Origin of the sequence: Kribbella catacumbae DSM 19601, from assembly GCF_000372465.1 — a bacterium.
GTDB classification, from domain to species: Bacteria; Actinomycetota; Actinomycetes; order Propionibacteriales; family Kribbellaceae; genus Kribbella; species Kribbella catacumbae.
Window position 1 is genome coordinate 17,829 of record NZ_AQUZ01000048.1, and the last position, 14,641, is coordinate 32,469.

11 protein-coding genes are annotated in these 14,641 nt (G+C 67.9%); 5 read left to right on the forward strand and 6 right to left on the reverse strand.

From position 1 onward, the window contains the following. Window positions 1–56: 56 nt before the first annotated feature. Both A3ES_RS0134655 and A3ES_RS0134660 read right to left on the reverse strand, forming a co-directional pair. On the reverse strand, window positions 57–1,844 hold the full coding sequence (locus A3ES_RS0134655) for a vWA domain-containing protein (protein ID WP_020391442.1): 1,788 nt from the start codon (window positions 1,842–1,844) through the stop codon (window positions 57–59). A 66-nt stretch (window positions 1,845–1,910) separates the two neighbouring features. Continuing rightward, a complete protein-coding gene (locus A3ES_RS0134660; RefSeq protein ID WP_020391443.1) occupies window positions 1,911–2,972 on the reverse strand; it encodes an AAA family ATPase in 1,062 nt (353 codons plus the stop codon). Between the two features lie 164 nt (window positions 2,973–3,136). Here A3ES_RS0134660 and A3ES_RS0134665 point away from each other — a divergent pair, with 164 nt between their 5' ends. From A3ES_RS0134665 to A3ES_RS0134675, 3 genes are all read left to right on the forward strand, one after another. Further along, window positions 3,137–5,878: a phage tail protein gene (locus A3ES_RS0134665; RefSeq protein WP_020391444.1), complete on the forward strand. Its 2,742-nt coding sequence runs from the start codon at window positions 3,137–3,139 to the stop codon at window positions 5,876–5,878. A gap of 203 nt (window positions 5,879–6,081) precedes the next feature. Then, window positions 6,082–7,875, forward strand: coding sequence for an ABC transporter ATP-binding protein (locus tag A3ES_RS0134670; RefSeq protein WP_026163479.1), 1,794 nt, complete (start codon window positions 6,082–6,084; stop codon window positions 7,873–7,875). Further along, window positions 7,872–9,761 carry an ABC transporter ATP-binding protein gene (locus tag A3ES_RS0134675; RefSeq protein WP_020391446.1) on the forward strand — a complete coding sequence of 630 codons (1,890 nt, stop codon included), beginning with the start codon at window positions 7,872–7,874 and terminating at the stop codon, window positions 9,759–9,761. Before A3ES_RS0134670 ends, A3ES_RS0134675 begins: the two co-directional genes overlap by 4 nt. A 48-nt stretch (window positions 9,762–9,809) precedes the next feature. Here the strand turns inward: A3ES_RS0134675 and A3ES_RS54515 are convergent, their stop codons facing one another. Both A3ES_RS54515 and A3ES_RS0134685 read right to left on the reverse strand, forming a co-directional pair. Further along, window positions 9,810–9,947: a hypothetical protein gene (locus tag A3ES_RS54515; protein ID WP_020391447.1), complete on the reverse strand. Its 138-nt coding sequence runs from the start codon at window positions 9,945–9,947 to the stop codon at window positions 9,810–9,812. After that, on the reverse strand, window positions 9,944–10,891 hold the full coding sequence (locus A3ES_RS0134685) for a Gfo/Idh/MocA family protein (protein WP_020391448.1): 948 nt from the start codon (window positions 10,889–10,891) through the stop codon (window positions 9,944–9,946). The genes A3ES_RS54515 and A3ES_RS0134685 overlap by 4 nt, the downstream gene beginning before the upstream one ends. 51 nt (window positions 10,892–10,942) lie before the next feature. On the opposite strand from A3ES_RS0134685, the gene A3ES_RS0134690 reads away from it, so the two are divergent. Beyond that, window positions 10,943–11,878: a LysR family transcriptional regulator gene (locus A3ES_RS0134690; RefSeq protein WP_026163480.1), complete on the forward strand. Its 936-nt coding sequence runs from the start codon at window positions 10,943–10,945 to the stop codon at window positions 11,876–11,878. Then, window positions 11,872–13,050 carry an AAA family ATPase gene (locus tag A3ES_RS0134695; protein ID WP_020391450.1) on the forward strand — a complete coding sequence of 393 codons (1,179 nt, stop codon included), beginning with the start codon at window positions 11,872–11,874 and terminating at the stop codon, window positions 13,048–13,050. Before A3ES_RS0134690 ends, A3ES_RS0134695 begins: the two co-directional genes overlap by 7 nt. Here the strand turns inward: A3ES_RS0134695 and A3ES_RS0134700 are convergent. Both A3ES_RS0134700 and A3ES_RS0134705 read right to left on the reverse strand, forming a co-directional pair. Next, window positions 12,995–13,888, reverse strand: a complete 894-nt coding sequence (locus A3ES_RS0134700; RefSeq protein ID WP_020391451.1) for a DMT family protein — start codon at window positions 13,886–13,888, stop codon at window positions 12,995–12,997. The genes A3ES_RS0134695 and A3ES_RS0134700 overlap by 56 nt on opposite strands. After that, complete coding sequence (locus A3ES_RS0134705) at window positions 13,889–14,617, reverse strand: CDP-alcohol phosphatidyltransferase family protein (RefSeq protein ID WP_020391452.1); 729 nt, start codon at window positions 14,615–14,617, stop codon at window positions 13,889–13,891. It abuts the gene before it with no gap. Window positions 14,618–14,641 lie beyond the last annotated feature (24 nt).

Here is a 14,641-nt window from a genome sequence, read left to right on the forward strand (position 1 = left end):
TCCTCACAACAGCGCAGGCTCAACCGACAGGGGCGTTCACCGCCAGCGAACCCTGTTCACTGCACGCGGAAGACCGGCCCCTTGGGAGTGAACGGCAGTGTCGCCCCGGCCGGTACGAGCCAAGCGTGCTCACGCCGAACCCGTACTACGTCGCACTCGCCGTCCGTGATGATCAGGATCGGGCCGTCCACCGGGAAGTCATCCGCGCGCTCCAGCAGGTCCACGCCGGGTTGCAGCACGGTCCCACCCCGCCCACGCACCTTCACCCGTCCGGCGATCTCGTCGACCGGGACATAGCCCGCGTCGTAGGCAGCCGCGTCGCAGAAGACCACCCGAGCCGCCGGGACATCCCGGGCCATCGAGTACGACGCAATCGCGCCAAGCGCCTTCCCCAGCAGGGCACGGTCCATCGAGCCAGACGTGTCCAGCACCACCCCGTACGTCGGCAGCCGCTCGACCGTGGTCGGCCGAATCCACCCCGGCCGCGGGATATCCGGAGTACTGGCCTGGCGGCGGGAGGCGCGGGCGTAGGTCCGTACCTTCGACACAGCTGGCACGTGCTCCTCGAACCACCGGGCCAACTGCGCGTCCCAAGCCAGTGGCGGGTGGTCGAGCGCCTTGATCTCCTCCACCAGCCCGACAGGCAGCAGACCCCGACTGCTGTCGTGATAGGCCAGTCCGGTCGTCAATGAACGCCGGTAGATGTCATCCAGGTCCGTCGCCCGCGGACCCTCGCCAACACGCGGCAGCGGCTGCCCCAACACATCCCCGAGCCCCACACCTCGCAGTGTCGCCAGCTTGCGATAGCGGCGCAGGTCGGTCGTGATGCGGTCGTACACGGCCTCCACAGACAGCCCCTGCAGCGATACGTCGTACAGGGCGCCCTCTGGCATCGTCCCGACGCCCATCTCGATCAGCCAGCCGTTGATGACCAGGTCGGCCGCCACGTTCCACAGGTAGGCGTCACGCCCTCCTACTCGCGCACCGTGGCGCAGTGCGGCGTGCAGCATCTCGTGGGCCATCACGAAGCGCCACTCGTTCTGCGTCATCCTGAGCAGCGGGTTGATGTAGATCTCCCCAGCCTCGGCGTTTACGGCCGCGACGTGGATGTCCCAGGCCCGTGCGAGCTCCGCCTCGGCCACCACTTTCATGGTCGCCGCCAGCGCGCCCAGCAGCGGGTACGACGAAACGAACCACCCCAGCGCCCGATCCCACTCGGCGACGGCCCCGCCTAGGTCTGACATCGAGGACCGCACACCGCCCGCGACCTCCACAGCCGCAGCAGCCGCGTCCGCGAGCCCGGCGGCGAACAAGTCCTCCCACTGCGGCGGATCGCCCCATCCCGTCCAGGCGGTCAACTCGACGTCGTTCACCTGCCCAGCCACACCGAGCCGGGCAAACTCCTCCGGTACGCCGATCCGCCGCCACTCGCGAGCCAGCACGTCCTCGTCCGTGCCGGGAAGCTCGTCGGGGAGCCGCACCACGGATCGCCCGAAGCCCAGTGACGCCAGGAACCGGTTGACCGCTACATCACAGGCGGCGGCAGCCGCGTGATCCGCCACCGGCCGGTCCGGCGACGCGTGGCCCAGCCCGAGGTGGATGAGCAGGTGCGCGAAGACCCACTTCCATTCCTCGGCATCGGCCCGCCGGGTCGGATGAACGAAGAACGTCCCCTCGGACGAGACGACCGCCCAGCCGTCGGGCGGGCACGGCCCTTTCTCCTCCCGCCGAGGCTCGGTCCAGCGCGTGACCATCGGCGCGAACAGCGGATGCCGCGAAACCTCGCTCCAGGCGTTCCGGATCGCCTCCAGCGCCGGATCCTTCTTCGGTCCCCGCCGAGCCATCAGCTACTCCCCGGCCGAGCCAACGTCCCCGACGGCGCGCCCTCGCAGCAAACCATCAGCGCCAACTCAGGACCGGGCTGCGACGAGTCGCGGCAGGTCCCGCGTCACTTCGACCAGGAACCAGGACGGCAGCACCGGCCGGCCGTCCTCGTCGGCGGCGATGACGATCTGCGCCACCTCCAGCGAGATCTCGGCGAGCTCCACCAGCAGCGCCTTGCCGCGGTAAGCCAACTGCCGCGCCGCTGGGCCCGCAGAAGCCTTGTCGGCCGACAGTTCCTTCACCAGCCGGGCGCGGAACGTCTCGGCCAGGAAGTACAGCAGGTCCCGGTCCTCCGGTGCCGCCGGCCAGCTCACCTCGCCCTTCAGCACCGCCTCCAACCCGAACGCGTTGCGGATCGTCTTCACGAACGCCCGGAAGGTCGACGCGTGCGCGGCCGTCAACGTGCCGAAGGCAAGGATCCGGACCGTCTCGTCGTCGATGCCGTCGCCGTAGGAGTGCAGCGCGTCGGACAGCATGTGCCAGCTGCGCGGCGTCGAGAACGGCTCCTCGGTCTTCGGCGGCGCCGTCCACAGGTGATCCGGCCGGTTCAGCAAGTAGTCGAGCACCCACGGGTGAATACCCGCCTTGGCCGCCCATTCCAGCCAATCCGTGGCGGACGCCCGCAGATGAACGTGCACCAGCCGATTGAGCAACGCCGAAGCCATCGGCCGGGCCAGTGCGTTGTCGGTAGCGCGGTTTCCGGCGCCGATCACCACCGACCCGGCCGGCAGCTCGTACTCACCGATCCGGCGGTCCAGGATGAGCGAGTAGAACGCCTTCTGTACTTCGGCCGACGACGCGTTCAGTTCATCCAGGAACAGAACGTAGGGAGTTTCCCGGGCGATGCTCACGGGCGGCGCGAACCGGCTCCGGCCGTCGACGATCTGCGGTACGCCGATCAGGTCCTCGGGCGCCAACTGGGTGCCGAGCAGCGTCACGCACTCCAGCCCGAGCGAGTCGGCGAACGCGCGGACCAGGCTGCTCTTGCCGATTCCAGGCGATCCCCAGACGAAGACCGGGCGGACGACGGCGACGTTCAGCAACAGGTCGGGCAATTGCGCCGGCGTCACGGTAATTGCGGCCTGCATCGGGTCCTTTCCGCGGGTTCTCGGGTCTTGTGAGGGTCCCGCACGTCACCCGCTGTGTCCACCGGAATTTGCGGCAAGCGCTTCCGCTACTCCTGGTCACCGGTTAAAGTGCCGCCCTCAAGGGGAAACCGGCGGCGACCACTAGCCGCCGAGGGGGTTGTTCCATGAAGTTGCGTTCGAAATTGACTGCTGCCGTCTGCGCGGTCGTCCTGCTGCCGCTCGCTGCCGTCAAGGTGATGGCGGCCGATCCGCCGGAGCATCTTGGCGAGGGGGTGGCGGTCGGGAATCGGTCTGTGGCCGACCCGGCGGTTCAGATCAGACAGGCGACCAGCTCGTACTACGTGACGTCGTACGGGCAGCCGGCCGGGCCGTGGGAGATCCTCAGCAGCACGAACGGCGCGCTGGTCCGGACCTCTCCGCGACTGCCCGACGAGCCGGACAAGCCGCCCACGCTGCTCGGCAAGTACGTCGTCACTCCGGCCGCTGCCCAGGTCAGCTTCCGCGACATCGCGACGGACGCGGTCAGCCAGGTCGCAGTACCGGCAGGAGCGACGTACCAGGGCGCCTACCCCGGCGGCATCCTCCTGGCCCGCGAGAGCTCGTTTGCCTTGCGCGCTGTCGACAACACAGAGAAGCCGGTCACCGGCGCGGTCTTCGGCGACCCGGTCATCCTCGACACGACCGCCACCTCGATCCTGATCGGCGTAGCCGGCCACCTCTACGTCGTAGACACTGCAACCGGTACTGCGACCGCAGCAGCGACGCTGGCCGCCAACCCGGCGTGGGCCGCCCTGACCCCGAACAGGGTGCTCTGGCAGACCGCAGCCACCGCCAACTCCAAGACCGTCGCCTGGAAGCAGGGCGCGACCACCGGCACGGTAGAGGTGCCCTTCGGCCTTCCGCTGCTCACAGTGAGCGATGACCTCGCAGTACGGGTGCCCGAGACCAAGCAGCTGGCCAAGATCGCAGCCAATGGCGGCGCTATCACTCCAGCGTTCGTCACTGGAGTCCACGCCGCGGCAGACCTCAGCAACGGCCGCCTGCTCGTCAGTGCACAGAGCAAGGTGGCCAGTGTCGGAGCCGATGGCGTACTGACGACCGTCAAGGCCACCCCTGCCTTTGCTGCCCAGGTCAGCGGAGTGGGGATGTCCGGAGCACGTGTAGTCACGGCGGACTACCAGCCGGACCACGGTGTGTACGAGACGGCCACCAACGGCACGACCTGGACCTCACTGAGCACCAGCAACTCCACCAAGCCACTCCAGCTCGAGGGGACCACCCTGGTGACCTACCAGGGAAGCACCGCTCGAGTGCGGGGCTCTGGCGGCGACTTGACCTTCCCGGCAGCCGACGAGGTCGTCCTGGGCAAGGGCGGCAAGCTGGTCTCGCACCGTACGCCGAATGCCGCCACGGCCGAGGTCTACGACGTCGCGACCAAGACCAAGCTCGCGGACTACGCAGTGCCCTTCGCCTTGGCCGACAGCTCGGCCTGGAAGGTCACGGAGCCCGGCGTACTGACTGGCAAGGACCTCAGCACCCAGGCCACCAAGACGATCGCAGTGGCTGGCGGCTGCACGGTCGGCGCGGACCGCGTCAACGGTCGCTGGGCTCTGCTCAGTGGCTGCAACGGCGGCAACCAGGTCATCGACACCAAGGGCCCGGAGGCACCCCGCAACCTGACGGTCGCGGCGGACGCCCAGCTCGGCAACGGGTTCGTCGTACAGACCGCTGTCGGTGAGAACGCCGCTAAGGAACTCCTGGTCACCGACCTCAACGACCAGGGCCTCGGCCAGCGCCGGTACGGCCCCATCAACGGCAGCTTCCGGCCAGACGGCGCTGGTGGCGCCAAGCTCATCTACGCGGACCCGGATGCCCGCCCCCGGATCGCCAGCCTCACCTGGCTGGCAGCCGATCCGCAGCAGCGACCGGACACGACTGCGCCGGTGCTGACCAGCGCGAGTGCCGGAGACCGGCTCCGCGACAACACGAGTCTGTCCTTCGACTGGGCCTACACGGATCCGCAGGACCCGAACGCGCCAGCGACCGGAGTACTGTCCTACGACCTTCGCATCCAGCAGCGGCCGAACCGCACTTCGCCGTACGGCGCCTGGAACCAGGTGCCCAGCTGGCAAGGCCTCAAGACCACGGCGGCGAGCTACAGCGCAGTACCGGGTACCGACACCTGTTGGCAGGTCCGTGCGCGTGACTACGCCGGCAACCTGAGTGCTTGGAGTACGTCGTACTGCAGTGAGGTAGACGGCATCGCGCCGGTGGCCTTCACGCTGAAGATCAGTGATCGGGTCTACCTCGGTACGCCGGCTACGGTCCGCTGGTCGTACACCGACGAGACCTCGGTCGCGAACTACGACGTCGTCTACAAGACCGCCGCGGCTGGAGCCGCATTCGGCAAGTGGATTTACCCCGCGGCCTGGCAGAACACCGACCTCACGTCGATCTCCTGGGCGCCACGGCTCGGTATGGACGAGTGCTTCATGGTTCGCGCCCGCGACGTACTGGGGAACCTGTCGGCCTGGTCGCCGCAACTCTGCTCGATGGCGCCGCAGGACGACCGCGCGCTGCTCTCCTCCGGCACAGTGACCCGGGCGACCAGCACGCTCGCCTTCCAGGGCACCACCTCGATCCTGAAGGCCAGCGGCGCCTTCCTGACCAAGACCGGCGAGGCGGGCCTGCGGATCGCGCTCGTCACGATCAACGGCCCCGGCCAGGGCAAGGTCGACGTCTACCACGCCAACATCAAGATCGGCACGGTCTCACTGGCCGGCACCACGACCGCGCGCAAGGTCACCTACCTGCCGGTCACGCCGTTCCGCACCGGCGCGATCAAGATCGTCTCGACCTCCACGGCTCCGGCCGTGATCGATGGCGTGGCCCTCTTGCGATCCTGAGATTCATCACGACTCGTAATGACTGTGAGCCCCGTCACCGCCCGGTGCCGGGGCTCGCTCATTGCAACAAGTGGTAATTGACCGCCGCGGAATGGAATCCGGACGACAAGCGCTTACCGCTACGCGATACTGGAAAGTGCGCCGTTTTCCGGTCGCGAGCCAAAAATCCCGTGCCGAGCATGTTGGGAAGTGCGCCCCTCCAGATGCCCTCTGAGCAACCTGTCCAAGCGCCGTCGATCGCTGCCCCTTCTAGCCGTACCACTCCCCGCCGCAGCCAGAATCTCTGGCGACTCCGCCCCTACCTCCGCCCCCACAAGTGGCGCCTGCTGATCATGTTCAGCACGGCGATCCTGGGCGTAGGCGTCGGCCTCTCCGTCCCGCTCGTCACCCGGGCCATCATCGATGGTCCGGTCACCCGCCGCGAGATCGATCTCCTCCTCCCCCTCGGCCTGCTGGCCCTCGGCCTGAGCATCAGCGAGGTCCTGCTGGTCTGGGTCCGCCGGTGGGCCCAGTCCCGCGCGGTCAGCGACCTCGAGGCCGCTCTCCGCAACGACCTCTACATCCGGCTGCAGGCCCTCCCGATGGAGTTCCACAACCGCTGGCAGAGCGGTCAACTGCTGTCCCGGGTCACCGCCGACCTGTCCACCATCCGCCGGTTCATGGGCTTCGGCCTGTTGTTCCTGGTGATCAACATCCTGCAACTGGTGGTCGTCACCGTCCTGCTGCTGCGCCTGTACTGGCCGCTGGGCGTCGTCGTCCTGGTCGCGGCCGCGCCGATCATCGTCGTCTCCCTGCAGTTCGAGAAGAAGTACCTGGCGATCTCCCGCCTGGTGCAGGACCAGCAGGGCGACCTGGCCACCCGGATCGAGGAGTCGGCGGTCGGCTTCCGGGTGATCAAGGCGTTCGGCCGGCGAGAGCACGTGAAGCAGCAGTTCGACGACGGCGCGGTGAAGCTCTACGACACGTCGGTCGACAAGGTCCGGTTGTCCGCGCGCTTCTGGACCTTCCTGGGGGTGATCCCGAACCTGACCCTGGTGATCGTGTTGCTGCTCGGCGCGCTCGCCGTCGGCCGGGAAGCGATCACGCTGGGCACGCTGGTCGCCTTCATCACGCTGATGCTGTCGCTGATCTGGCCGGTGTCGTCGCTCGGCACCATCTTGGCGATGGCGCAGGAGGCGATGACGTCGGCGGACCGGATCAGCGAGATCCTGGACACCGAGTCCACCATCACCGACGGCCCGGACGAACTGGTGAACCCGCGGGGCCACCTGCGGTTCGAGAACGTCAGCTTCCGGTTCAGCCCGGACTCGGCGGACGTCCTGCACCACATCGACCTCGACCTCGCTCCCGGTACGACGCTCGCCCTGGTCGGGGCGACCGGGTCCGGCAAAACCACCCTCACCTCCCTGGTCCCCCGCCTGTACGACGTAACGGGTGGCCGGATCACGATCGACGGGCACGACGTCCGGGACCTGACGACGAGGTCGCTGCGGAGCGCGGTGGCGTCGGCCTTCGACGACCCCACGCTGTTCTCGATGAGTGCCCGGGAGAACATCACGCTGGGCCGGCCGGAAGCGACCGAGGCGGACGTCCAGCAGGCTCTGGAGATCGCCCAGGCGACCTTCGCCAACGACCTGCCCTGGGGGCTGGAGACCAGGGTCGGTGAGCAGGGCATGTCTCTGTCCGGTGGTCAGCGGCAACGACTCGCGCTCGCGCGGGCGGTGCTGGCCAGGCCGTCGGTCCTGGTCCTCGACGACACCTTGTCCGCGCTCGATGTCCACACCGAGGCCCTGGTCGAGGAGGCGCTGCGCAACGTGCTCGCCGAGACCACCGGCATCGTGGTGGCACACCGGGCGTCGACGGTGATGCTGGCCGACCAGGTGGCCCTGCTGGAGAACGGCACGATCACGGCCGTCGGAACGCACCAGGAGCTGCTGGCGACCGTACCGGCGTACCGGCAACTGCTCGCCGCGGAAGAGGAGGAGGTGCACGCATGACCACGACCCAGCAGACACCTCACCACTCCCCGGACGACGAGCCGGAGGAGCAGAACGACTCCTGGCGCGGGTATGCCGAGGAGGGCAACGACGAGTTGTCCAGGGCAACGACCGTGCGACTGCAGAAGCACTCACGCAAGTTGCTCGGCGAACTCCTGCGGCCGTACCACAAGATGATCTGGCTGCTCGTCGTGATCGTCCTGGTCGAGAACGGCGCCCGGCTGGCGGTGCCGTACCTGGTCAGTCTCGGCATCGACAAGGGCATCCCGCCGATCATTGCCAGCAAGCACGGTCTGGCGGGCGAGGGCAGCCAGACGCTGGTCACGGTGGTCCTGGTGGTGTTCGCGTCGGCGCTGATCCAGGCGTTCGCCCGGCAACTGTTCCTGATGCGCTCCGGTCGCCTGGGCCAGACCATCCTGCTCGGCCTGCGTCGCCGGGTGTTCGATCACTTCCAGCGGCTCAGTCCGTCGTTTCACGACAAGTACACGTCGGGGCGGGTGATCTCGCGGCTGACCTCGGATGTCGACGTCATCGACGAGATGCTGCGGACCGGGTTCGACGGACTGGTGACGGCTCTGCTCACCCTCGTCGGCACGGCGGTGCTGCTGCTGGTGCTGGATCTCCAGCTCGGCCTGATCGCGTTGCTGTCGTTTCCGGCGCTGTTCATGATCACCAGGTGGTTCCGGCGCCGGTCGGCGATCGTCTACCGGCGGACCCGCGAGGCCGTAGTACTGGTGATCGTGCACTTCGTCGAGTCGATGGGTGGCATCCGCGCCGTCCAGGCGTTCCGCCGGGAGCCGCGCAACGAGGAGATCTTCTACGACGTCAACGACAAGTACCGCGAGGCGAACCTCGAGTCGTTCCGGATCAACGCGATCTTCATGCCGTCGATCAAGGGCGTCGGCAACATCACCATCGTCGCGATCCTCGCGTACGGCGGCTGGCAGGCGTACCACGGGCATGTCACGGTCGGCGTCCTGACCGCGTTCCTGCTCTACCTGCGGCAGTTCTTCGAGCCGCTGCAGGACATCTCGCAGTTCTACAACACCTTCCTGTCCGCGAGTGCGGCGCTGGAGAAACTGTCCGGCGTACTGAACGAGAAGCCTGACGTCGCCGAGCCGGTGAAGCCCGCTAAGCCGCCGGCTCACACTCGTGGCCATCTGGAGTTGCGCGACGTGCAGTTCCAGTACGTCGACGGGGTGCGGGTGCTGCCCGGGCTCCAACTCGACGTACCGGCCGGTCAGACCCTCGCTCTGGTCGGTACGACGGGAGCGGGCAAGACCACGATCGCCAAGCTGGTGGCGAGGTTCTACGACCCGACCGGTGGGCACGTGCTGCTGGACGGGATCGACCTGCGCGACCTGACCGAGGACGACCTGCGCGATCGGGTGGTGATGGTGACCCAGGAGAACTTCCTGTTCACCGGCACGGTCGCCGACAACATCCGGTTCGGCAAGCCGACCGCGACGATGGACGAGATCGTCGACGCGGCCAAGGTGATCGGCGCGCACGACTTCATCATGGCGCTGCCGGACGGCTACGAGACGGCGGTCGCCAAGCGCGGCAGCCGGCTGTCGGCCGGTCAGCGTCAGCTCGTCGCGTTCGCCCGGGCCTTCCTGGCGGACCCGGCGGTGCTGATCCTGGACGAGGCGACCTCCAGCCTCGACATCCCCAGCGAGCGGCTGATCCAGCGCGCGCTGCGCACCATCCTGGACGACCGCACCGCGATCGTCATCGCCCACCGCCTGTCCACGGTGGAGACCGCCGACCGCGTGATCGTGCTCGAACACGGCCGCATCATCGAAGACGGCGCCCCCTCCACCCTGATCACCACCGGCGGCAACTACGCCGGCCTCCACCAAGCCTGGGAAGACTCCCTGGCCTGAGCTGTCGCACGAAGGCCGCCCCGCACCTCATCAGGTGCGGGGCGACTTTTATGGAATGAGCAGGAGCTTGCGGTAGTTCACGCCGATCGCGACCACCTCGATCCGCACTTGCCCTGCCTGCAAAGGGATCGAGGGCCGCTCGACCACGCGAAGGGTGTCCGGATCGACAGCCTCGATCGCCTTCATCGGTGGAACGCCTCGACGACGCGCTGCACCCGGTCGGCCGCGGCGAAGTCGGCGAGGTCGTGTGGATGCTCACCGCGTACGGCCTGGGCGAAGAGGGTCAGGCGAGTCGCCTCCGACCCGAGCTCGCCGGCCAGCTCGACCGCCCGCCAGTCATTGCCTTCAGCAACAAAGAGGTCGCGCCAGGCGGTCAGCCGGTAGGACTGCTTGGTTCCGCGCAGTACCCACTCGTAGGTATCCGGCCCAGCGGCGCCGACGATCCCGGTCAAGTGCACGGGGATCTCGCCCGCCTTCATCAACCCGTACGCCGCTGTCTCGCTCGCCTCGTCGCGATACTCCAGTTCGGCATGGACCGGTTGGAGCGGGCCGACCAGGCGATCGGTGAGGTAGGCGAAATGGGAGAACACCTCGCGCACGAAGCCACCCTGTTCGCGCCCGGCGACCCAGGTCGCGTCGGCCTGGAACGCACGGGGCCAGACCGGGAAGGCCAGCCGGATCTCAACCCCGAGGACGTCACCGAGGCGCCCGTCCGCGATCGCCTGCTCGACGTACCGGGTGGACTGCCGATCCGACAAGGAGAAGTTCACCGCGGCCGCCTTGCCAGCAGCCGCTTTGAGCATGGCGGCCGCATCGGCGTCGGACACGGCCAGCGGCTTCTCACAGAACACCGCCTGACCCGCCTCGAACGCCGGTACTGCGAACGCCGCGTGCGTGGCCGGCGGCGTCGCGATGTAAACCGCGTCGACATCCTCGGCGCCGATCACGTCGCCGGCCGTCACGCTGAAGGCAACACCGGGATGCTCGGCCTGAAGCGCGCTGACGGTTTCCCGGGCGAGGTCGACGGCGTGGGTGACCGTGAAGTCCGGATGATCCAGGGCGGTAGTGAGCAGGTGGTGGCCCATCGCGCCGAGGCCGATGATTCCCAGGCGGATCGGTGGTGTGGTCATGTCCGACAGTCTGCCGCGCTGGCGATCATCCAGTCCATCTACTCTTTATGCATGAAACCGTTAAGCCACGACTTCATGGATGATCTTCGCAGACTCCGCGTCCTGCGGGAGTTCCGCGAACGTGGCACGGTCACGGCCACCGCCGAGGCGCTGCACCTGACGCCCTCGGCAGTCTCCCAGCAACTCGCCGGCCTCTCCCACGACCTCGGCTTCCCGGTCACTCGCAAGGACGGGCGCCGCATCGCCCTGACCCCGCTCGGCGAGGCGCTCCTCAGCCACGCGGACGCAGTCTTCGCGCACCTCGAGCACGCCCGCCACGACCTGCAGACCTTCGACGAGACGCTCCGCGGCACAGTCCGGATCGGCGCCTTCTCCACTGCGCTCGCAGGTCTGTTGCCCACGACCCTGGACAGCTTGGCCGCCGACTTCCCCGACCTCGTCGTCTCGGTCCGCCAGAGCGAGCCGCCCGAGCTCTTCGACCAACTGGACGCGGGTCGCCTCGACGTAGCCATCGCGGTGGCCTTCGACGGCTCCCCGACGGTCAGCGATCCGCGCTATCACCGGGTCGACCTGGGAGCCGACGTACTGGACGTCGCAGTACCGGCAGATCACAAGCACGCCGCAGACGCCAGCATCAACCTCCGCGACCTCGCCACGGACCAATGGATCACCGGCTCCCCCGGCGGCTGCTGCGCTTCCATCACCGCCACCGCCTGCGCGGCCGCCGGCTTCACCCCGGACATCCGCCACCAGGTCGACGACTGGCTGGCCGTGACCCAACTAGTTGCCCACAACCACGGCGTGACCCTCCTCCCCCGGCTAGCCCAGCGAAACCTCCCACCCGGCTTGGCCGTCCGCCCAGTAGCCACCCAACAACCCCAACGGCACCTCTTCGCCGCAGTACAAGAGGGTGGCCAGAACTCTCCACTGCTGCAGGAAGTCCTCAGGCACCTGTCGGAGGCGGCGGCTACGTTGGCCGCATGTTGACTGCGTTGGCGATTGAGAACTACCGGTCGTTGTTACGGCTGGTGGTGCCGTTGGGGCGGTTCAACGTGGTGACTGGGTCGAACGGGACCGGGAAGTCCAGTCTGTACAGGGCTTTGCGGTTGCTGGCGGACGCTTCGCGCAATGGCGCCGTGGCCGCATTGGCCCGGGAAGGTGGGTTGCAGTCGACGTTGTGGGCCGGGCCGGAGAACGTGTCGAAGGCTGTCCGGCGGGGTGAGCGACCGATCCAGGGGACGGTGCGGACCAAGGCTGTCAGCCTGCGGATGGGGTTCGCGTCCGAGGACTACGGGTATGCGATGGATCTCGGGCTGCCGATGCCGAGCAGGTCCGCTTTCGCGCTTGATCCGGAGATCAAGAGTGAGGTGTTGTGGGCCGGGCCGTTCCTGCGGCCGGCTGCCTTGCTGGCTGAACGCAAGAACGGTGCCGTGCGAATCCGCGATGACGACGGAAAGTGGCGTGACAGCGGGCATCAGCTGCAGTCCTTCGACAGCATGCTCAGCGAGTACGCCGACCCGGATCGCGCGCCGGAACTCTTGAGCCTGCGGGAGCGGATGCGCTCATGGCGGTTCTACGACCACCTGCGGACCGACGCCGACGCGCCGGCCAGACAAGTACAGATAGGAACCCGTACGACGGTGCTCGGGCCGGAGGGCGCTGACGTTGCCGCCGCTCTCCAGACGGTCAGGGAGATCGGCGCGCCCGGCGCTCTCGACCACGCGATCGAGCAGGCCTTTCCTGGCAGCAAACTGGCCATTCAGAACAACGGCGGCCGGTTCGAGCTCGCCTTCCACCAGCACGGTCTACTCCGCCCGCTGTCCGGAGCCGAACTCTCCGACGGCACGCTCAGGTACCTGCTCTGGGTCGCCGCCCTGCTGACCCCGCGCCCGCCCACTCTCCTGGTCCTCAACGAACCCGAGACCAGCCTCCACCCGGACCTGCTCCCCGCTTTGGCCAACCTCGTGGTCACCGCCGCCAAGAACACCCAGGTCATCGTCGTCACCCACTCGCGCCCGTTCCTGGCAGCGCTTCAGGCCGGGTCCGACGAGACCAAGGTGGACCTCCAGACCATCGAGCTGGTCAAGGAGTTCGGGCAGACGACTATCGAGGGTCAGGGCCCTCTGGATGAGCCGCCGTGGAAGTGGCCGGCTCGGTGACCTCGTCCTTGACGCTCTCGAAGCGGACCAGGATGAGAGCGCCGATCGCGGTCACGACGAAGCCGCCCAGCGCACCGGCGTACCAGCCGTCGCGGACTGCGTCGTCGAGGACCAGTACGCCGACGGCGGCCGGCGCGATCGTCTGCAGCGCGATCATCGGTGTGGTTGCCAACGTCACCGAACCGCGTTGCAGGGCTAGCGAGTAGAGCAGGAAGGCGAGTGCGGCCGAGACGGGCAGCGTGTACGTCGTGGGGCTCTGGAACAGCGCGCCGATCGAGCTGTCATCCAGCATCCGGGCCGAGATGGCGACTCCGGCGTACCCAAGACCTGATAGCAGGCCGAGCACCGCCGTCACGCTCGCGTGCTGGGAGCGACTCGCAAAGCCACCCAGTACTGCGATGCAGATCAGCCCGACGATCAGCCCGACCGTCAGGCCGTGGTGGCGAGCACTCTCGCCCGCATCGCCGGCCGACACCGCGAGCAACCCGAGTCCCACGCAGACGCCGACCACGGCCGACCACTCGATCGCGCTCAGCTGGTCGCTCATCAACCGGGTCGCGAGCAACGCGGTGACGACAAGGCTCGCCGCGATGCCGGCCTGAGCGAGGTACAGGGGAAGCAGTCGCAGGGCAACGAAGTGCAGCCCGAAGCCGGCCAAGTTGAGCGCGAGCGCGCCGAGCCAGGCCGGTTGCCGCAACAGCGCGACGACGAAACCCGCCAGCCGGCGCGGGTCGAGCTCCGAGCCGGTCGGCACGTTGCGCGAGCCGACGGCCTGCAGGATCGCGGCGATGCCGAACAGAACGGCGGCACCCAGAGCAGCGGCTAGACCAAGTAGCACTTAGGCAACCTTGCGCCGGGGAGCCCAGAACGTGAGGTACAGGCTGAGTCCCCCGTAGTACACGAGATAGGCCAGCGAGATCGCCACCACGATCGGGCTCGGATTCGGCATCTGGGCCAGCAGTACGGCGTACGCGGCGAGCCAGATCAGTGTGGTGATCAGGTTCATCGACCGGAACACCTTGGTCCGCGAGGGGTAGACGTACTTGACCGGGACGAAGACCAGGATCGAGCAGGTCAGCAGGATCACGCCGGTCGCGGTCGGGCCGAGGCCGAGCACCACGACGTAGAAGGCGACCACGTTCCAGTAGCTCGGGAAGCCCAGGAAGAAGTGGTCGTCGGTCTTCGCGTCGGTGCGGCAGAACTGGTAGCTGGAGGCAAGCAGTGGCAGCGCTGCCAGCGCGGCACCGATGAAGCCGTTCGGCAGGTAGCCGCCGGTCCACAGCAACACGATCGGCGCGAACGCATACGTCAGGTAGTCGACGATGTTGTCGAGCATCGCGCCGTCGAACCAGGGGATCGTCTCCTTCACCCGGAGCCGGCGCGCGATCATCCCGTCGGTGCCGTCGATCCAGAGCGCGGCCAGGCCGAGCCAGAGCGCCCGGACGGCGTCCCCGTCGATCGCCGCGATCACGATCAGCAACGCGAGCACCGTTCCGCTCGCGGTATAGGCGTGCAGTGCAAGTCCGGCCAGACGCAGTCGCGTCGACCCGACGAACGGTTCCCGCACCGCGTCGTGTGTGGTCAGGAGAAC